This is a genomic window from Cohaesibacter haloalkalitolerans (assembly GCF_003574655.1).
GTDB lineage: Bacteria > Pseudomonadota > Alphaproteobacteria > Rhizobiales > Cohaesibacteraceae > Cohaesibacter > Cohaesibacter haloalkalitolerans.
This window is the reverse complement of the sequence record NZ_QNUM01000001.1, coordinates 574,605-595,178: the sequence shown is the minus strand read 5'-3', so window position 1 is coordinate 595,178 and position 20,574 is coordinate 574,605. Positions and strand designations below refer to the sequence as shown.

The following is a 20,574-nucleotide window of genomic DNA, read 5'->3' as shown; positions in this document are numbered from 1 at the left end:
TAATACCAGCCGAATTTTCGTCGGCCGCAGGGCGCAAAATCCACCTTCTCGCGCCGAAATTGCACACACCGGACGCACCCGCGCTCTATCGCGTTCAAATTCCTGAAAATTTCGGCAAAAGCCGACAGGATCATGACGCCGCAGTTGAACCTCCCGCGTAGTGAGACAAATTTACGCAGACATGAGGAGAAATGAACGGGCAAAACAGCGACAATCCACCTCTGGCCTGCCCATATCCGAGATCGGATTTAGCGCCTCCTCCGATACGCCAAAAGTCCCCCCAATGCCAAAGTCGCGCCCATCCGTTTGCGGCACATTTTGCTGCGCTGCAGCAAGTCATTGGATTATATGGCTTCGCAGGCGCTGTCCAGAATACGTAAAATCACCAATGAGACCCATCGGCACCTTGGTCTCATAGGCAGGTCGACACTCTCCGTCCTAATCTGGAACTGTTACAATCTGCGTGCCACAGGCCCCGATCACGGCGCCAGAGCACAGTGCCAGTTCATGGCGCAAGACCACAGGACTGACAAGACCGCGCGGATCTGGGAGGAACGGATCCGAATAAGGTCACCAGGGTCTTCGCCAAAGCCTTCAGCAGAGGGAGCGACAGGGGGCTGGCAAGCAGAGTCAAAAGGGAGGAAACCATGAATATCGTAACGCCAGCGACACGCAGTGCCGCGCTTGATACATCACACCTGAATGTCGAGTTCCCGTTCAAGACCCGCTACGGCAACTACATCAACGGTGAATTCACCGCGCCGAAATCCGGCCAGTATTTCCAGAACGTGACGCCAATCACCGGCGAAGTGATCTGCGAATGCGCCCGTTCGAATGCAGACGACATCGAGGCCGCGCTGGACGCCGCTCATGCCGCATTCCCGTCCTGGGGCAAGACCTCGCCGACCGAGCGCTCCAACATGCTGCTCAAGATCGCCGATCTGATGGAGGCCAACACCCAGATGCTGGCTGTTGCCGAAACCATCGACAACGGCAAGCCGATCCGCGAGTCCATTGCCGCCGACGTGGCGCTGGCCGTTGACCATTTCCGCTATTTCGCCGGTTGCATCCGTGCCGAAGAAGGGCACATCTCCGAAATCGACCACAACACCTATGCCTATCATATTCCGGAGCCACTCGGCGTGGTCGGCCAGATCATTCCATGGAACTTCCCGCTGCTGATGGCAGTGTGGAAGCTGGCTCCGGCACTGGCCGCCGGTAACTGCGTGGTTCTCAAACCGGCCGAACAGACCCCGGCCTCGATCATGGTGTTCATCGAACTGGTCGGCCATCTGCTGCCGCCGGGCGTGGTCAACATCGTCAACGGCTTCGGCCTTGAAGCCGGCAAACCGCTGGCATCATCCAAGCGCATCGCCAAGATCGCCTTCACCGGCGAAACCTCGACCGGTCGCCTGATCATGCAGTATGCCTCGCAGAACCTCATTCCGGTAACGCTGGAACTGGGCGGCAAATCGCCGAACATCTTCTTTGCAGACATCATGGATGCGGACGACGCCTATTTCGACAAATGCCTCGAGGGCTTCTCGATGTTTGCTCTCAACTCCGGCGAGGTCTGCACCTGCCCATCCCGCGCTCTGGTGCAGGAATCCATCTATGACGAGTTCATTGCCCGGGCCCTGGAACGCGTCAAGAAGGTCAAGCAGGGCAACCCGCTCAACATGGACACCATGATCGGCGCCCAGGCCTCCGGCGAGCAGAAGGAAAAGATCTCGTCCTATCTGAAGATCGGCGAACAGGAAGGCGCGACCTGCCTCATGGGCGGCACCGTGGCCAACCTGCCAGGCCTCGAAGGCGGCAACTACATCAATCCGACCGTCTTCAAGGGCAACAACAAGATGCGGATCTTTCAGGAGGAAATCTTCGGGCCGGTGCTCTCGGTCTGCACCTTCAAGGACGATGACGAGGCGCTGGCCATCGCCAACGACACCGACTTCGGACTCGGTGCCGGCGTCTGGACCCGCAACGGCAACCGCGCCTTCCGCTTCGGCCGCGAAATTCAGGCCGGTCGCGTCTGGACCAATTGCTATCACGCCTATCCGGCCCATGCGGCCTTCGGCGGCTACAAACAGTCCGGTATCGGTCGTGAAACCCACAAGATGATGCTCGAGCACTATCGCCAGACCAAGAACATGCTGGTGAGCTACTCGACCGACGCGCTCGGCTTCTTCTGATACTCCCTGCAGGGCCGCCTGTGGCCCTGCCTCCCTTCCGGGATGCGTGGGTCTAAAGTTTCCCGGAAGGATGGGGCCGACGTCGGCAGGAAAACCGGAAGACGGCTGGCGGAGACCGAGACCCGACCTCTGGGCCCCCCTCGCCGACAGCAAGAACCAGCCTCGGAACGGTCCCCCGCTCTTCTGCACCCGCTGGCTCTTCTTGCCCCTACCGGCTTACGGCATCTTCCAGAAACTCCCGCAGCTCAAGCGGGTTGAGTGGCTTGTGATGCAGCGATGCACCAAGCCGCAGGCACTTTTCGGCCAGCAGCGGCGAACGATTGGCCGAAATGATGCAGGTCGGCACCTTGCCGTAGCGCTCACGCAGCCTCAGCACCACATCGGTTCCCATCAGGCCATGATCCAGCTGATAGTCGGCAATGATGGCGTCCGGCGCGATATCGAGTTCCTGCAGCACCGCCACGGCCTCGCCCTCGTTGGCGCATGGCAGCACATCGACCCCCCATTTCTCCAGCGTCAGCGTGATGGCGCTTCTCAGCCCCTCGTCATTCTCGATCAGCAGAACAATGTGATGTTCAAGGCTGAGCCGCTTCTCCTTGCCCAGCAGGATAAGGCCATCGGAAGGGGCCGCTTTGGGCACCACCGACGAGGGCGGCAGCTCCACCGAAAAGCAGGTTCCCTTGCCAACCTCCGATTTGAGATGCAGCGGATGATCGAGCAACCGGCAGGCCCGCTCGACGATCGCCAGCCCCAGCCCCATGCCGTCGGCAGCACTGACCGTGGCATTGAGGCGCTGAAACTCCTGAAAGATCTTGCCCTGTTCATGCGCAGGAATCCCCGGCCCCGTGTCCCACACCTCGATGAACAACCGCCCCATGCGGCTGCGTACCCCTACCAGCACCTTGCCTCTGGCGGTATAGCGTATGGCATTGCTGATCAGATTCTGCAGAATGCGTCGGAGGTAGGACGCGTCACTGATGACCACCGCCCCAGTCGAGACCATCCGGAAGGCCAGCCCTTTCTTCTCGGCTAGAGGCTTCAGCTCATCGCGAAGCGGCCCGAGCAGATCGTCCAGCGCCACCGGCCCCTCGTGCAGAGCCGCCCGGCCGGAATCCAGTTTGGAGATGTCGAGCAGCGCATTGAGAATATTCTCCGCACTCATCAGCGCATTGTTGGCCTTGGCGGCCCGCTCGGCCAACTCCGGGCTGGCAAGTTCAGGGTCGGCCAGTTCGCTCTCAAGCGAAGCGACAAACAGCTTGGCCGCCGAGAGTGGCTGCAACAGGTCATGACTGGCCGCAGCCACAAAGCGTGACTTGGAGGCATTGGCCCGTTCGGCTTCTGCGAGGGCGGCTTCCAGCTCGAGTGTCCGCTCGGCAACCCGCTGTTCGAGGGTCTCATTGACCTCGGAAATAGCCCGCACCGCCAACCGCTCGGCAGACACATCGGTGAAGCTGATCACAAACCCCTTGTCGGGCATCTGCTGGGCAAACACCGCCAGCACCCTGTCGCGACCGATAACAATCTCGAAGGACAGCGGCGGCCGGTTTGCCCCGACCTGCACCCAATCCTCGATCCGGCGGACGTCATGCTTGCGCGAAAAACTGACCTTGGACCGGATGAGCTTGTAGAGGGCACCAAAGGAAATACCGAGCTGGAACTGGCGCGCCGCTATGGTCAGCAACTCGCCTGCCCGCTGGTTCCAGCCGATGAGCCGGTTTTGATCGTCGAAAATGCAAATACCCTGATTGAGATGTTCGAGCGTCGCCCGGATCAGTTGGGCCTGCCCATCGAGCAGCCGCTCCCGCTCCTGCCGCTCAAGCAGCACCATGTCAGTGATATCGGTCTGCAAGATGACCGTGCCGCCATCCGGCGTGCGGTGCTCGCTCACCTGTAGCCAGCAGTCCCCGGCCATGCGCACATTGAAGGCCACATGCCGGTCCTTGTGCCGCTCCATCCGGTTGGCAGCCCACTCCGGCGAGGCTTGCCCCTCGGGCAGATCAAGATAGCGGCTGGTGCTGACCATCCGGACATAGTCCTCGAACCGCAGGCCCGGTTGCAGCTGCGGGTGGATATCACGCATGTGCAGCCCGAAGCGGCTGTTGCACATCACCAGCACATCCTCGGCATCGAACAGGGCAAAGCCTTCCTGCACCGTCTCCAGCGCATTGGCCAGATTGACCCGCGCCGTCTCGGCCTCGGCGTTGGCGCGCGCCAGCCGAGCGTTGGATTCATTGAGCAGGTCCAGCGCCCGCTCCAGATCATGGGTCCGCGAGCGCACCTCGTCTTCCAGCAGCACAGCCCGCTGGAACTGGGCATAGGCCACGCCGGACGCATCCACCCCCTTCTCGACCCGACGCATCAGGGTGGTGACGATCTTGATCAGCTTTTCATTCTGCCTCTCCAGCGTATCAGCAGGATTGATCAGTCCGTGTTGCAAGCTCAGCCCTCGTCTGGTGGATAGATGGCAACGCCGGTCAGCGTCTGGTTCACATGCATGGAATTATACTGCTCGCCATAGGTGGAGAAGCCGACAACTCGATTATCTGCAAGGATGCGGGAGAGTTGCCCGACCTGTTGCTTCTGCTCCGCTTCGAGCCGCCGCAGGATGCAGTCAAAGGCGATGATCGCGTCCGGCTTGCCACCTTCGCTGAGGGCCTGCATTTCGCGCTCAAGATGGTCCACCATGTTGTCCGGTTCGGCCAGGGTCAGCACCACCCCCTCATCAATGGCGGAGAAGAATACCAGATCGCCATTGTCCGCCACCCGCTGGATGGCACGCACATGGTGCCGACCACCGAACTGCACCACAACCGGATGGGCCGCAAAGATGAAGGGCGACAGTTGCTCGGGATCCTTGCCAAGAATACGGGCATATTCCCGCGCGGCCGGTTCGGCATTGATTTCCGAGACCACGCGCCTGGACGGATCGGCACCGGTCACAACCATCCGCGTCTCGGCCGGAACCAGATGATCGGTCTTGAACACGCGGATCGGGCAACGGCTGACCATCTGGATGAGGACGGCGGCATTGGACGCCACCTTGCCATCGAAAAGAACAAAAGTGCGGGCAAAATCCGTTCCGTCCCCCGCCGACCCGCCGGAAAGCGGCACCGGTCCGAGACCGAAGGAAATCTCGGCCGTCAGTTGGTCCTCACAGGTGGAAAGCCCGTCGACCAGCAGCAGCGAGAACTCCGACTGCCAACGCGGCACCTCTGCCGCAAGGCCGTTGCGATTGCGAATGATGCCATCCACCACCCCGCGGCTGTCGAGATTATCAAGGTCATCGATCAGCAGGCTGCGGGCGGAAAAGTGGCTGCGCGGAAACCCCAGCGCCATAATGGTGCCCTCGGCATAGCCATCCTGGGTGATTTCGCCAGCGGTCGTGCATCCCACCAGCCGCGTACCCGCAAAGCCTTCCCCCAACCGGGCAACAAAGGCGGCGATGTCTGTTCGGGGAGAGAAGAAAATCACCACGATCTCGAGATCATCCGGCTGCAGGGCCTGTCTCAGACGATCTGCCGCATCCTCGGCATCGCAGGCAACACAGGCCGTGCGAACAATCACGTCCCCATCGTCCGCGCCCTGGTGCAAGCCAGCCAACCGGTCCGTCATCAAGCCTCCCAGCCTCTCTGCCCCAACAGGGTTGCGCACCCGCTCACAGCCCCAGAGCAGAACTCTCGCCATCGTCAGAGACATGGCCGAAGCTGGTCTTCTTGGCCATCAACACCGCCTGCGTCCGGCTCTGCACACCAAGCTTGCGCATGATCGCCGTTACATGCGCCTTGACGGTGGTCTCGGCAATCGACAGATCGAAGGCGATCTGCTTGTTGAGCTTACCCTCGCAGATCAGTTGCAGGATACGCCCCTGCTGATTGGTCAGCGAGGCCATCCGCTTGATGGTTTCGTCTTCGCTGAGTGCCGGGCTATTCTCCAGCAGCACATAACCGGCGGGGATGAATTTCTTGCCCTCGGCCAGAGTCTCGATTGCCTTCTGGAAAATCGAGCGATTGGAATGCTTCGGGATAAAACCCGACGCACCGGTATGAATGACCGAACTGATGATCCGGTTGTCGGCCATCGACGAAATGACGACAATCGGCGAGCGCGTGGTGTTACGCAGGCGCAGCAGGCCATCCAGTCCCTGAACATCGGGCAGATTGAGGTCCAGCACGATCAGATCCGGGCTGTCATGCTCGATGATGATGTCCAGCGCGTCCTGCAGGCTGTTGACCGTATGGATGGAACGGATGGAGGACACCGCTTGCAGAGTCATGCAGAGCGCATCGCAAAAGAGCGGATGGTCATCCACGATGAGCGCCGAGCGAAACTCGACCGGCTGATTGTGTTCATGATAAGCAAGCATGGATCTCTCTCCCTCTATGAGAGATCCAGTCTAACAAATCCTGCCCCCGGCCACCTATGAGGCGAAGGTCGTAGTTATACCGATTAGCATACAACCACTAACCGGCTCTAATCGCATGACAAATCATCGCATGGACAATCGCACCCAGCTCTCTTCTTACGGGCATGGGCCACTCAGAGACTGGATCGTGCGGGCGATGATCGGCTTCCATTCGGCCATGTTGGAGGAGGGATATTTCAGCCGCATGTGATGCATCAGCTCCGGGCCGCACTCCTTGCCATGCTTGACGAAGAGATAGACCACATCCGCCCCTTCAACGCCAGCCAGAACAAACCAGTTTTCGCCCTGCTGTTGCCGCTTGAGCGTGAAACCGGCGCTCTGCATGTAACCGAGCTGTTCCTCCTGATAGGCCTTCATCGTATCCGAAAGCACATTGAAACTGCCATAGATGCGAATCTCCCCTGAGCCATCCGGCGACAGGAATGTCCGGCCGTCTCCGGCATCTGGCGCGTCCTGTGCGATGAAGCTGCTGGGAATGTCGGCTTCGGTACCAAACCGGGTGACGACATAATGGCTCCAACTGAGCGCACCCTCCGCCCGTGCCGACGGCACAACGCCTCCCGCAACAAGGCCTGAAGCAAGAACTGCGCAAAGGGTGAGGGCAAAAACGGCAAATGGGACAATCCGTCCCGTGGGCGTCGACATGATCGACATGGAAGCCTCCTAGTCAGGATAGTATTTCAGCGGATCATGGAACTTCTCAAGATGGCTCTCCAACCAGTCGAGCGCACCGGGGACAGCCGGAGCGGGTGAGGCGGCGGGCTGCGGCGCGGGGTCCGTGCTTGGTGGCAGCACGTTGACCGGAGCAGCCCCTGCTTGAGGCGCTACAGGCTGTGGTTGAGCAGCTTGAGGGGCATCATTGATCGGGCTGCTCATCTCCGGCCCACCGAGGTCTGGGCCTCCCAGATCAGGCGTCCCCAGATCCGGAGCAGCTCTCCCCATATCGGGAGCACCGCCCCCGCCATAGGCAGGCATGCCTGGGAAGATCCAGTTGCCATGTGCCCAACCGATGAGGCCATCCTGTGTGCGCACATAGCGCCACACTCCATCAGCATCGAGAACCTCGACAATGGTATTCGGCCCGAGCCGGGCAATGAGCCGGGAGCGCGCACTCGGATATTGCCGCAAGGCAAGAAAATTGTCGCCATAGGGGTTGAGCCCGCCCACATAGTCCGCAAGCGCCGGACCGGAAACAAGGGCGAGACCCAGTAACAGGAACCCGCGGTAAACCGTTGTCTTCATCTCGCTTCCTCCCTGCCCCTAAAAGCTCTTCTGCATCTGTTCAAGCAGGTCATCCATCTGGATTTCCCCCTCGCCGCTGCCACTGCCAGCTCCAGTTTGCGGCGCGGCATCTCCTGCCTGCGGCGCGGTGCCCCCTGCCTGCGGGGTCTGGCCACCACCAAAGTCAAGCGCATCCAGCACGCTGTCGATCTGCTGCTCCGGCGTCTGCTGATTGGGAGCCGTCTGACCGGAGGGCATGCTGTCCGTCATCTTCGGCGCTTGCTCGCTGGCGACTGCCCCACCACCGGTCAGACTGGCGAAGATCCCGGAACCGGGGCCGTCAAACATCAACATCCCACCCTTGCCCAGCAGAGCTGCAAACGGCTCGTCATCCAGTGGCAACAGCGAAAAGGCTGTCAGCATCACGAACCCTTCCCGGCAGCGCACGACCATGAAGCGCGCACTCACCGGCTTCTTGCCTGCCGATTTGAGATCAAGCGCCCCGACATAGTCTTCCTTGGCCACCTCAAAACGCCCCGACTGCACCTTGAGCGGCCGCACATCAGCGACATCCGTGAGGAATTTATCCAACATCATGGAGGATGCCTGTTTCATCATGCCGTTGAGAGGGGCACCGTTGAGCGGATCGCTATCCAGAAAGGAGATCGTGACGGCAATCAAGCCAGATTCTCTGGGAACAGGGTCCCAGTCCTTGGCGCGTAGATGCCACACCTCGATATTGGCGTCCCGCTGGCTCTCGACCTTCCACCCCCTGTCCGGCGGATTGACCAGTATGCCGCTGCGCCCGAGCTCGATGGCCCGGACCGGCAGGCAGAAGACCAGCAGCAGAAAGAAAAACCAAAGCCCGGTAGCAGCCTTTGCAAGGCTCACATCAGGCCAACCATGACTATTGCGCATAGGGAACTTCCTTTACCACTTCCTTGACTGAGGGGATGCCGGCGCGAATGCGTGCCGCGATGCCATCGATAATGTCGTCCATGGATTGACCCGAAGCTTGTCCTCCAACCCGATCGGCAGACCATGGGTGCGGATCGGTGCGGATATTGAGCGTTTCGGCAACGCCGGACACCCGATGATTTTCCACCCTCCCCTTGACCCGCAAGCTCAGCTCCACCTTGCCGGGATGGAGGTTGGAATAGAGATTGAAGGTCGTCTCGAACTGGCCGTTCGTGAGGGTTGCGGTGAAGCTGCCGGTGTCCACCTCTCGTCCGAAATTGATCCGGACCTTGGCCGATAGCCGATTGCCGACCACCTCGATGGTGATCTCGTTGTTTTCAAGCCCGCTGACACGCCCCTTGTAGAGCGCCGAAGCGGCCCCGTCGAGCGAACCGATCTGTTTTCCGCCGGATTGGCCATTGTGAGCCTGTTGCGCCTGTTGCGCCTGCTCCTGCTGTTTCTGCTCCTTGGCCTTGTTGATCCAATAGTCGTCACTGGCTCCACGGGTCGCTTCTGGCGTCGGGGCCACCGCGAAGGGCGATGTGGCCTTTTCCGGTGTCTGGGCATTCGGATCATACTCGGGGACATCAAATCCATCGAATGGATCGCCACTGCCAGACGTCTGAGAGCCCGCTTTGCCCGTTTGCGCTGCTGCCGCGGCATCTTTCTGAGCCTGTGCTTGGGCCTTGGCCTGTTCTTGGGCCTTGGCCTGTGCTTGGGCTTGAGCCTTCGCCCTTTCAGCCTCCTGCTGCTTGGCAATGGCCGTTTCCAGACCCTTCAGCTGTTTGCTGCGTTCCGCATCAGGGCAAAGGGAAAGACTGTTCCTGAGCAATTGCAGGCCGGTTGCCGGTTTGCCGCCCTTGATGGTGGCAAGACCCTGCTGCCATTGCTGCTTTGCGGGCTGCAACAACTGTCCGCCCTCGGCACAAGGATTGGCGGCCTTGCGATTGGCTTCTTCCTGCTGCCGCTTCTGCTCGGCGATCTGTTCAAGACGCTTCGCCATGGCGTCGACCATCTGGGCGCGCTTGGCATCGGGACAAAGAGCCAGACTCTGGCGGAAACGCTCCAGCGCGCCGTCATACCGCATAGCCTTGGTCTCGCTTAGGCCTTGCGTCCACAGATCCGCGGCAGCCTTCTGCTGCGATCCGCCCGCACCACAGGGATCAGGCGGCGGAGTGTGGGGTGTTGGTGTCGGGGTTTGCACCGGATGTTGAACCGATGGTTGATGGCCCGCCTGACTCTGTGCCCGCGTCTGGGTCTGTGCCTGGGTCTGTGTCTGGGGCTGGGCCGGTTGTGCGGTCCCGGCTTGCGCCACCTTCGCCTTCAGACTGTCAAACAGCTTCTGCCGCGTCTCGTCAGGGCAGATCGCCAGACTGGCCTCGAAATGGGCAAAGGCGCGCTCATATTGCTGGGTGCCGACGGCCTGCAAACCTGTCGTCCACATCTGCGACGCAGCAGTATGCTGATTGGTTCCCGGCGCGCACCAGTCATCTGGCGGCTTTTTCTGACCGATGGGGTTGGCTGACTGTGCGCTGCTACCCGCGCCTACAGCTCCGCCCTTGCCGTTGCCCACTGCATCAGACTTTGCCCCGGACTTGTCTCCGGCTGTGGACTTGCCATCCGCCTCCGTACCTGCCTTGCTGCCCGTCTTGTCACTGGCTTTGTCCGGTGTCTTGTCCCCCTTGGATGACGTCTTTGATGACGCCTTGGACGAAGTCGGTTCCTCGGTCTTCTCAAGGAACGAAACCGTCGTATCGGCCTTGGCCATCTCCTTGCCGTTCCGGTCCCGGATGCTGAGCGAAACCCGCGCACTGCCGGGTTCGGATCGGGTCAGGGTCGGCAGGCTGGCAATCTCGTTGGAAAGCGAACTGCCCGCATCCACCTGCCAGCGCCAGCGGATATCATCCGGGGTCTTGCCCCCGGCGAACTGGGCTGTCAGATCGATGGCTTCACCGACATAGAACTGATCGGCCCCGGCTTCCACCAACCCCTTCCTGGCAGCATCCCAGACCTTGACCGGCGGACCACGGCGCTTGGCCTTGATGGTAAAGGACAGCGTAGCCACCGAATAGCTGGCTTCAACGGTGGTGAGGGCATCCCCGGTGGCCTTGTTGGCGATGGCTGCCGACAGCGGCACCACGTCACCCGCCTCGCCCTTGAACTGCAAGGTCATACCGCTTCGCTGCGAACTAACCAGATTCTGTTCCGGTGGATCCTCCCACGAAACCGTGATGAACTCTTCGCCGACCATTGGCGATGACGTCAGCCTTGCCGTGATGTCACTGCCAGCCGCAGCAGCCGAAGATGGCTTGAACTGGATCGCAAATTGCGGCACCTTGACTTCGAACGTGCCAACCTCGACCCGCTGTTTCTGATCGTCCTTGACAGCATCGGCCCATATCTTCACAGGCCCTGTGCGGTCAAATATCGCCACGGTCCGCCCGTCAGAGGACACCGGCGGCTCGAAACGGATGGGAGGCTCGGACTGCCAGTGGAACTGCGGCAGGCTGTCTGGCAGGATATCCTCCTGATCCCCGGCCGTAACAATCACCACCGATGGATGCTCGCTGTCATTGGCTTCCGGCATCGACAGTGGTGCCCATTCAGGCGTTGGTGCAGAAATCGACTTGCGATCGCCAAGGTAGACATCATTGGCATTGACAGCAGTGACCTCGATCCCGCCCATGCCAGTGCTGACAGACGGGACCTCAATCCCATTCCCGGCCACTGTCTGATCTTCCGGCGACGCTTCCCCTTCGGTCAGATCCTCACCGGTTTCGTCTGGCGTATTCCCCGCCTCTCCGCTGTCACCAGTCTCGGCAGTTGCGCCTTGCCCATCAGCCCCAACGTCTCCGGCTTCTTCACCCATCTCGACCACAACATCGCCTTGAGGCTCGTCCGTCTGTCCGGCAGACGCGCCACTTCCTCCACCAGTCTGGCCCTGACCATCCCCAGACTGCACACCGGATGATGCGGTTTCACCATTGGCTTCGGTTTCGTTGATCAGATCGTCCAGATCGTCAGCGCCATCATTCGGACCGGTTGCCGTTCCCTTGTCATCCCGGGTCAGGCCCTTGCCAGCGCCATCATCCTTTTGGTCTTCAGCATCCTTTTGGTCTTCGGCGTCCCTTTGCTCATCCTTCTTGCGTTTGAGAGAGACCATCAGGGTTTTTCGCCCTTCCCTCGAGAAGGTCGTTGCAAAGCGCTTCTCCTCGCAGTCCTCGGCCAGCACGCGATACTGCACGCTCCTTCCGGCAGACACGATGGCTGGGATCCGGACAAAATCCGGGGCACGTGAGATCCATGAGCGATCGAGAATCGCCCGACTGTCATTGAGACGAAAGGCTGTCAGCTTCGGCCGCGCACCGCGATCATCGGCATAGATGTCGAACGCCACCATTACCAGATCCTTGAATCGGTTGTAGGTGCTGGTCATGCTTCGCCGCATGTCCTGATCATAGGTGCAAAGCCCGATCAGCGCATCCCGACTGGCCGCCGACAGGCGGAAGCTGCTGGAACCGGAAGGAGAGACGAACCGTCGGGCCAGATCCACCGTGCCGGTCTTTTCCAGAATGGCCCAGACATTGCGCTCGCCGAACCAATCGGCGTACTGACCACAGAGCACATGACCGGGAACATAGGTCCGATTGCCAGCCTCGTCCCGCCCCTTCTCCGAGGCAACAGACGCCAGCTTCATGAAATAGTCGACCCGCGCCAGACGCTCCCAACTGCCGCGGCCACTTGCCTTGAGCGCCTCGAACGGTCGCGCCAGTTTCAGATATTGCGTCCCGGTGAGATAGGCATAGCTGCCATCGGGCGAGAACAGAAAGACATCCTGACTACCCGCATGCCGCCACGCCTTGGTCGGTGCCATCAGCGCCTCTGCGGCATAGAACTGATAGAAATTGAAGCAGTCGCCATTGCGCTTGCCGACCAGAAACTGGGCCAGCGCCCGCGACTGGGGCGAGCTTTGCAGGCTGCCACAGATCGAGCCGTCCCGCGCTTCCCTCAGCTTCTTGTCGAGATCGGCAAGAGCCGTCGAGAACTCCTCGGTTGCCGAGATATAGAAGTCGATCAGGTCGCCAAGACCGGGCACCGGCTTGGTGAACTGCTTCATGTAGCCAAGCACGCCCCCCAGAGCCTTGAGGCGGGAAATCGGCGCATCCTTGTCGACATTGTTGGGGTCGAACACGGCGACAAACTCAAGCATCTTGCCCGCTTCATCAATGCTCTGCTTGGCACTGTCGAAGCTGGCCTTGATCTTGTTGAGCTTGTCGAAATAGCCCCCCTTGCGCAGGGTCCGCTCGATGGAACTGATATTGTACATATAGCCATAAAGCTGCTCGCGGCCCACTGCAGTCTCCAGCAGCTTTTCCATCTGTTCCCGGCTCGGAACACCAAGCTTGCGGCCCGTAGCCTTTTCAAGGCTTTGCATCATGTTGATGAGCTTGGGTCCATAGTCATCCCCGAACAGCTTCTTGATGGCATCATCGCGAAGTCCTTCGGCAAACTCGATCCCCATGTCGGAGATGGCGTTCTGGGCGCCCTGCGCCGTGCTTCTCCGGGTAGCGTTGCGCCAGTTGGTGACATGCTGCTGCAGGATGCCGAGCTCCTTGACGACAGCGGTCACCTTCTCCTCGGCGGCGGTGAACTTCTCCTTGATCTCCTTGTGCGCCTGCAGATAGACCTTCTCCTCCTTGGCCGATTGTTCCTCGACACTGGCCTTGGCATCCCCTGCGCCCTGGCCGAAGGCAAGCGAGGTGCCTGCAGAGGCGATCATCAGGCACAGCAAGAAAGAGGCTGCAACGCGCCATCGGGAGAAAGAGCGGACGAGGAAGGAGACAGCGAAAGAAACGGGTATGGCCATGACAAGCGACCTTGCCCACAGGGCATGAGGGAACGAAAGCGTTTGGCTGCAGCAGTCTCATCACATCAGGAGCGGCAAAGCACACCACCCTGCAAAAGAAAGAGCATTCACCCCCGACATGAGTTACAGCCAGTTTACCATTTTGTGACCAGCGCCAGAACAGCTATAGGTGTAGTAATCGACCAAAGCAGGACGACCGGCGTTGTGGACAAACTTGCCTCCCGGCAGCCACAGAAGGCATTTCTCCCTCGATTTTTGCCCACAATACAAAGAACGGCATGACATATGGATGGATATTTGTATCTCCGCCAATTAAACAGTTATCTTCCTTGAGAATAGAGTTTTTGTTCCTTATGCATCATCAGGAAACCAGAAGCGCCAGAGGCAACAGAGGCATTTGACCTCACTATCCGGACCATCCGGCACCCTGTGACTTGCGAACAATGAGAAGCGGACTTTCGACACAATGAGCAACACGTTAAAAATTGGCCTGGCCGGTCTCGGAACAGTAGGCACTGCAGCCCTGAAGCGCCTTGGTTCCATGCAAATGAAATTTGCCGAGAAGGCAGGCCTTGCCATCGAAGTCCGCGCCATTTCAGCGCGCAGCAAGACCAGGGATCGCGGCATCGATCTCTCCGGCTATCGCTGGTATGACAATCCTGTCGATCTGGCCAAGAGCGACGACATCGACGTGTTCGTCGAGCTGATCGGCGGTGACAGTGGCCCGGCAGAAGAAGCCGTGCGCGCCGCCATCCAGTCGGGTAAGCACGTGGTCACCGCCAACAAGGCGCTGATTGCCAAACATGGTAACGAGCTGGCCCGCATGGCCGAAGCCAACAATGTCGCCCTCAATTTCGAGGCTGCCGTCGCCGGTGGCATTCCGGTCATCAAGGCCGTGCGGGAAAGCATGACCGCCAACGCCATCAGCCGCGTTTATGGCATTCTCAACGGCACCTGCAACTACATCCTGACCCGTATGGAAGAGGAAGGCCTGTCATTTGACGCCTGCCTCAAGGACGCCCAGCGTCTGGGCTATGCCGAGGCCGACCCGACCTTCGATGTTGAAGGCTATGACACCGCCCACAAACTCACCATCCTGACCAGCCTTGCCTTCGGCACCGAAATCGAGAGCGAAGCCATTCTGGTCGAGGGCATCACCAGCATCACCCCGGCAGACATCGCCGCCGCCCGTGATCTGGGCTTCCGCATCAAGCTGCTCGGCGTCGCCAAGAAGACCTCCACCGGCATCGAACAGCGCGTCCACCCGACCATGGTGCCGCGGGAGTCATCCATCGCCCAGATCTCCGGTGTGACCAACGCCGTGGTGATCGATGGCGATGCCATCGGTTCCGTCACGCTGGCCGGCCCGGGCGCCGGTGGCGACGCAACTGCCTCTGCGGTCATCGCCGATATCGTCGATCTGGCCCGCGGCCTTGAGGTCAAGCCGCTCGGTCGCCCTGCAGATGCGCTGGTGCCATTCAAGCAATCTGAAATCTACGCCCATGAAGGCGGCTATTACATCCGCCTGCGCGTCAATGACATGCACGGTGTGTTCGCCTCGATCGCCACCCGCATGGCAGAGCAGGAAATCTCCCTTGAGAGCATCGTGCAACACAAGAAGCGGTCGAAAGCCAGCGAAGCCGAGGCAACCCCGGCAGCAGGCAAGAGCCAGGACATCATCCTGATCACCTATGAGACCACGGAAATGCGGATCAACAAGGCCATCGAGGCCATCAAGACCGACGGCCACATCATCGCCCCGCCGCAGGTCATCCGCATCGCCCGCGTCTGATTGCCATCCGGGAATGGAAGGCCGCTGGCCAACAGATGAGATAGCTGAAGTTTTGAAGCGGCGGACCGAAAGGCCCGTCGTTTTTCATGAAAGGATGGCAACGCCGCAGCGTCAGGCGATCTGCAGCACAATCTCGCTGGCACCGCCGCCCTGCGCCTTGACCTGAATCTGCACAGGAATCCGGTCCTTCATCGCCTGAACGTGACTGATCACGCCAATCGTTCGGCCCTGTGCCCGCAGCGCCTCAAGCGCATTGATCGCCAGTTCGAGGCTTTCCGCATCCAGCGACCCGAAGCCCTCATCGATGAACAGCATCGAGGAGATCGCTCCCTGCGCGCCAATGGTCGACAGGCCGAGCGCCAGCGACAGGGACACAAGGAACCGCTCCCCGCCCGACAGACTGCGCGTCGAGCGGATTTCCCCTGCCATGTGCTCATCGATCACATGCAGCGAGAGCTTGCCCTCCCCTAGCGCCAGCCGATAGCGTGGCTTGATATCCGCAAGGTGATGATTGGCATGGTCCACAAGGATGCTGAGGGTGACCTCTTGCGCGATCTGGGCAAAGCGGTCGCCACTAGCCGAGCCAATGACATCATTGACCGCAGTCCAGGTATCAAGCACGGCTTTTGCCGCTTCGATCTTTCCGACCAGCTCAGACATCTTTTCATGCGCCAGGCGGTCCATCTCCAGCCTTGCCCGCACCTCGGCAAGCGCCGTCTGGCATTGTTGTTCCTGCTCGACAATCGCTTTGATGCGCTCTTCAATCTCCGCCCGTTCGAGTGCCGGGGTGCCCTTGTCGATGAGGGCTTGGAGGTCTTGCTGACGGGATGTCAACAGGGCCGCAGCATTCGCCCTCGCCAGATCCAGCGCCTTCACCCGCGCTGACAAAGCGGCAACCTCGTCTGGCGACCGGCCGAGAAGCGCGGGGATTGCCTCCAAGGACAGTCCAACGCCAGAAACGGCGACCTCAAGCGCCGCTATTGCCAGCTCCCGCCGTTCCGTCGCCTTGGCAAGGGTATCCGCCTCGCTCTGCTGCCGGGCCATCAGGCCATGCATATGGGACGCGACGGCATCATGTGCAGCTCTCGCAGCATCGGCCGCCTCGCCTGCCTTGATACGGCGGTTGTTGAACGCCGTGCGGTGCAGCCCCGTCGCCTCGCCACCAAGAAGTTCCTGACGTTCAGCCTTCAGGCCATCCAGTCGCCCCGTCCGGTCTGTCTGCGCCTCCCTTGCCTTGTCCAGCGTCACCCCGGCGTGCTGAAGCTGATCACCAGCCTTGTCCCGCGCCCGTTCGGCGTCCCCCCGCTTGCCACTTTCAAGCGCAAGGTCGCTAACCGCCTTGAGGTGCGTCTGCCGCCGGTCGGCAAGCACCGCAAGAACAGGAGCGCCCTGCCCGTTGACCTCGGCCCAGTCGAGCCCGACCGGAGAAAAGGAAGCCGCCAGCTCCGCATCAAGCGAAGCCACCCGTGCGGCCAGATCGTTGATCTGGCGCGTCCTCTTGTCCAATTCCATGAGGCCGGGGCCGACTTGCGTGGCAAGTATCTGCTGCTCACTTGCCAGCGTCTGCGCTGTGCCCTGTTGGGCTTCGATCTGCCGCGACGCCTCCCGGAAGCTCTGGTCAAGCTCGGCCAGTGCCTTGCGATCCTGTTCCAGACGCCGTTGCCAGCCATCCATTTTCAAAAGAAGATCTGACAGGGCCGGTTCGGCACCGTTTGGCAGCTTCGGCAGGTCGGACGCAATCGGTCCATCGCTTTCGTCAGCAAGGCTACGGGCATAAGTCCGTTCGATCTCGGCAAGGAATTCAGTCTGCCCGGCAAGCTTCGTTTGCGCCGCCGCCAAATCCTGCCTTGCGGTCTCGATATCGGACTTCGCTCTGGCCCTCAGGGCAATCGCCGCCTCGCGGTCCTGTCTTGCCGCCTCCAGCCTGCCGCGCAGGGTGCGGGCAAGCTCAGAGGCATGCTCGGAGGCATGCACCGGATGATCCTTCGAGCCGCACACCGGGCAAGCCTCGCCGTCAACCAGCTGACTGCGCAGGCGGGCAGCCTCCTCTGACACAGCCGCCTCGGCCAGCTCGGTCGGAACCTGAAGCGCCCTTATGGCGCCTTCTGCCTCGCTTTCGGCCTTGTCCGCCTGCGGCAGATCGGCCTCGCAAGCTGCAATTGCCTTGCCGAGCGAAACACCAAGGTCACGAAGGCGCGCAATCTCCTTTGTCGTGCGGGCATGATCTTGCGCCAGCCCCTTGAGCGTGCGCACCGCTGCAAGCGACAGCGACAGACGGGCAAGCCGCTGCACAGGCTCCGCATCCGCAAGCACCTTGCGGGCTTCCGCCTTGTCTTCAATCGCTTGCTGGTTGAGAGCTATCTTTTCTCGGCATGCGCCAATCAGGGCATCAATCTCGGCTTTTCTCTGCTGCCGCTCTGACAGGGACGCTTCAAGAGCGGACTGAGCCTCTCGCGCCTCGTCCATCGCCTTGCAAGCCCCAATGCGCTGCTTGAGGCGATCCTCAAGGATATCCCACCGCTTCTCGAAAATCTCGCCAGCAGGCTCCGCTGCAATACGATCAGACAATGCCTTGAGCGCCGCTTCCAGAACCGCCAATTGGCGATTGGCAACCTGAAGTGCCTCCGTCTTCTCGGCAAGGTCCGCCTCGGCCACCTTGCACTGCGTGGCGGCTGCCTGCTGCTCCCCCCCGGCAGTCACGATGTCAGCATCCAGTCGCTCGGCCTGCGACCAGATCGGGCCGAATGCCTTGAACTGTGCTTCCAATTCCAAGACCTGTGCCTTGCTGTCGCTGACAGCCTTCAATGCCTCGATTTCCTGCTGTCTGGCCTCATCAAGCGCCTTGTCTGTCATCGCAATGCTCTGATTGGCCGCCTCAAGAGCCCGACCGGCATCCAGATCTTCGCGCCATTCGGCTCGGATGCCTGCTGCCTTTTGCAAGTCGGCGAGCAACGCCACATCCGTCTGCCCATTCTCCCATGCCTCGCTGGCCTGTCGTTCCGCTTCCCTTGCTTCTTCGATCAGCTTTGCGGCGTCATCAAGGGCCTGATAGACGGCAAGGTCCTTGCCCAACGCGGCCTTGTCATGCGCCAGCGCGACGCTGGTAGCCAACCGAGCCTCGGCCTCCTCTTCCAGCTGCGCCTTTTCATCGGCGTCGAGAACCTTGTGTTCCCCCAGTTGCAACTCAAGGTCACTGACAGCTCGTCCGGCCTTACTGAAGGCGACATAGGCGCGTTTGGAAATTTCGCGATAAAGGCCGGTATCGGTCACCTTCTCCAGAATCTGCGCCCGTTCGGAGGCCTTGGCGCTGAGAAAATTGTCGAAATCCCCCTGCGCCAACAGCACCGAGCGGCGGAATTCCTCATAGGTCAGCCCCGTCAGTTGCTCGACCCGCCCGGCAACGGCCCGGGTCTGATTTTCAAGCACGACACCATCGGACAGCCGCGTCACCGAACGGTCCACCGCCTGCAGCTTGCCGGTCGCCTTGTCACGCGCCCGACGCACCGACCATCGGGCCTCATAGGCCTCGCCGTCCATGGCCCGAAAGCGCACCATGGCGTGGCCACCCGCCGCCCCGCGCCGCAGGATGGTGCGCGGATCGGTCGAGGCCAGCATGTCGCCAGAGATATCAGGCACCTGATCATTCACCCCGGAAGAGCCCAGCCGCGGGCACTCGCCATAAAGCGCCAGACACATGACATCAAGCAGGCTCGATTTGCCTGCTCCGGTGTCGCCGGTGATGGCAAACAGCCCCGCGCCGGACAGCGGCTCTTCATCAAAGTGAATGGCAAAGGGCTTTGCCAGACTGGCGATATTTTCGCCTTCAAGCGACAGAATTTCCATGATCACCCCTCCACCAGAATGTCGCGAAAGGCCGACAGGTGCCGCTCTTCCGGCGCGATGTCATTCTTGGCGCTGTAGGCGTCGACAAACAGCTGCTCCGGAGTTGTCTGGCGCAGCGAAACCATCGGCTGTCCACCCGTGCGGGCCGCCGGTGTCTTTCGGTGGACGCGCACGCCGCCAAGCCGCAAGCCGCGCTCAGAGACCATCTTCGCCGCATCGCTCATCAACACAGCCGCCGCATCGGTCGCTTCAAGCTCGACATAGACAATCGGCCGCAACCCCATCGGACCATCACCATCCACCTCTATGGCGTCAAGATGTGCCGCGAGATCGTCAAGGGCAATCTGCCCAGACCGCGGGATGCGCAGCACGGGCGCAGGGTGATCAATGGCGATATGGCGATGGCGCGCCTGCCCGTCAGTAACCTCGATCAACGTTACCCCATGGGCATGGTTGATCTCGGATGCCGACAGCGGAAAGCAGGAGCCCGAATAGCGAACCCGTCCGTCGCCGAGCGTCTGTTGCCCGTGCAGATGGCCAAGCGCGACATAAGCCAAGCTGTCGGGGAAGACATTGACCGGCAAGGCATGGGACCCGCCGATCAGGATCCGACGCTCGGCCCCCTCACTCTCCAGCCCACCGGCACAATGAAGATGCGCCGTTGCAAGAATCGGCACGTCACCGGCAACCGCTTGGGCTTTCCCGGTCACTTCCTCGAAAAAGGCTCTGGCCGAGCGCACCACCGGCGACTGCTCGTCCGTATCGCCAAAGGAAAGCCCTGTAAGGTCAGACGCCCGAAGGAAGGGAATGGCCAGCACATACAGCGCCACTTCCCCCGAAGCCGTTACCGGCACCAGCAGACGGGATATATCAATCTCACCGTCTCGCCGTTTCACTGTCCCGACCACATGCACGTCAAGCGCCTTGAGCACCGGAGACGGCGCTTCGAGCCGCAATGCGGGATCATGATTGCCGCCGCTGATCACGGTGACAAGCCCCGGCCGCCGCTGCTTGAAGCGGGCAAGCGTGCGATAGAACAGCTCCTGCGTCTCCCCCGAGGGATTGCTGCTGTCGAACACGTCACCGGCAACGACCAGAAGGTCTGCCTGTTGCTCATCGATCAGATCGGCAAGGCGGGAGAAAAAGACCTCATGCTCCAGCTCCCGCGACCAGCCGTTGAGGCTATGTCCCAGATGCCAGTCTGCTGTATGGATGATGCGCACGGCCAGTGCCTCCCGTCCCGGTTGATTGCCTTGTTGAAATGCATGCCCCTTGCCCT

Annotated in this window: 11 protein-coding genes; 2 read left to right on the top strand and 9 right to left on the bottom strand. The window is 60.7% G+C overall.

The window, feature by feature from the left end; translation table 11 throughout:
• Positions 1-647 precede the first annotated feature (647 nt).
• On the top strand, positions 648-2,192 hold the full coding sequence (gene adh / locus DSL70_RS02615) for an aldehyde dehydrogenase (protein WP_119306307.1): 1,545 nt from the start codon (positions 648-650) through the stop codon (positions 2,190-2,192).
• A 208-nt stretch (positions 2,193-2,400) separates the two neighbouring features.
• Here adh and DSL70_RS02610 read toward each other — a convergent pair whose 3' ends face one another.
• The 7 genes from DSL70_RS02610 to DSL70_RS02580 form a co-directional block, all read right to left on the bottom strand.
• On the bottom strand, positions 2,401-4,629 hold the full coding sequence (locus tag DSL70_RS02610; RefSeq protein ID WP_119306306.1) for a hybrid sensor histidine kinase/response regulator: 2,229 nt from the start codon (positions 4,627-4,629) through the stop codon (positions 2,401-2,403).
• Positions 4,630-4,631: 2 nt separating this feature from the next.
• Positions 4,632-5,804: an FIST N-terminal domain-containing protein gene (locus tag DSL70_RS02605; RefSeq protein WP_119306305.1), complete on the bottom strand. Its 1,173-nt coding sequence runs from the start codon at positions 5,802-5,804 to the stop codon at positions 4,632-4,634.
• Between the two features lie 43 nt (positions 5,805-5,847).
• Positions 5,848-6,555, bottom strand: coding sequence for a LuxR C-terminal-related transcriptional regulator (locus DSL70_RS02600; RefSeq protein ID WP_119306304.1), 708 nt, complete (start codon positions 6,553-6,555; stop codon positions 5,848-5,850).
• 156 nt (positions 6,556-6,711) lie between these two features.
• Positions 6,712-7,269, bottom strand: coding sequence for a hypothetical protein (locus DSL70_RS02595; RefSeq protein WP_119306303.1), 558 nt, complete (start codon positions 7,267-7,269; stop codon positions 6,712-6,714).
• A 9-nt stretch (positions 7,270-7,278) separates the two neighbouring features.
• On the bottom strand, positions 7,279-7,857 hold the full coding sequence (locus DSL70_RS02590; protein WP_119306302.1) for an SH3 domain-containing protein: 579 nt from the start codon (positions 7,855-7,857) through the stop codon (positions 7,279-7,281).
• Positions 7,858-7,875: 18 nt separating this feature from the next.
• On the bottom strand, positions 7,876-8,754 hold the full coding sequence (locus DSL70_RS02585; protein WP_119306301.1) for a hypothetical protein: 879 nt from the start codon (positions 8,752-8,754) through the stop codon (positions 7,876-7,878).
• On the bottom strand, positions 8,744-13,660 hold the full coding sequence (locus tag DSL70_RS02580) for a hypothetical protein (RefSeq protein ID WP_119306300.1): 4,917 nt from the start codon (positions 13,658-13,660) through the stop codon (positions 8,744-8,746). The genes DSL70_RS02585 and DSL70_RS02580 overlap by 11 nt, the downstream gene beginning before the upstream one ends.
• Before the next feature lie 466 nt (positions 13,661-14,126).
• Here DSL70_RS02580 and DSL70_RS02575 point away from each other — a divergent pair, with 466 nt between their 5' ends.
• Positions 14,127-15,452 carry a homoserine dehydrogenase gene (locus DSL70_RS02575; protein ID WP_119306299.1) on the top strand — a complete coding sequence of 442 codons (1,326 nt, stop codon included), beginning with the start codon at positions 14,127-14,129 and terminating at the stop codon, positions 15,450-15,452.
• Positions 15,453-15,563: 111 nt separating this feature from the next.
• Here DSL70_RS02575 and DSL70_RS02570 read toward each other — a convergent pair whose 3' ends face one another.
• Together DSL70_RS02570 and sbcD are read right to left on the bottom strand one after the other, a co-directional pair.
• Positions 15,564-19,295 carry an AAA family ATPase gene (locus DSL70_RS02570; protein ID WP_119306298.1) on the bottom strand — a complete coding sequence of 1,244 codons (3,732 nt, stop codon included), beginning with the start codon at positions 19,293-19,295 and terminating at the stop codon, positions 15,564-15,566.
• A 2-nt stretch (positions 19,296-19,297) separates the two neighbouring features.
• Positions 19,298-20,518 carry an exonuclease subunit SbcD gene (gene sbcD, locus DSL70_RS02565; protein ID WP_119306297.1) on the bottom strand — a complete coding sequence of 407 codons (1,221 nt, stop codon included), beginning with the start codon at positions 20,516-20,518 and terminating at the stop codon, positions 19,298-19,300.
• Between the last annotated feature and the right edge of the window lie 56 nt (positions 20,519-20,574).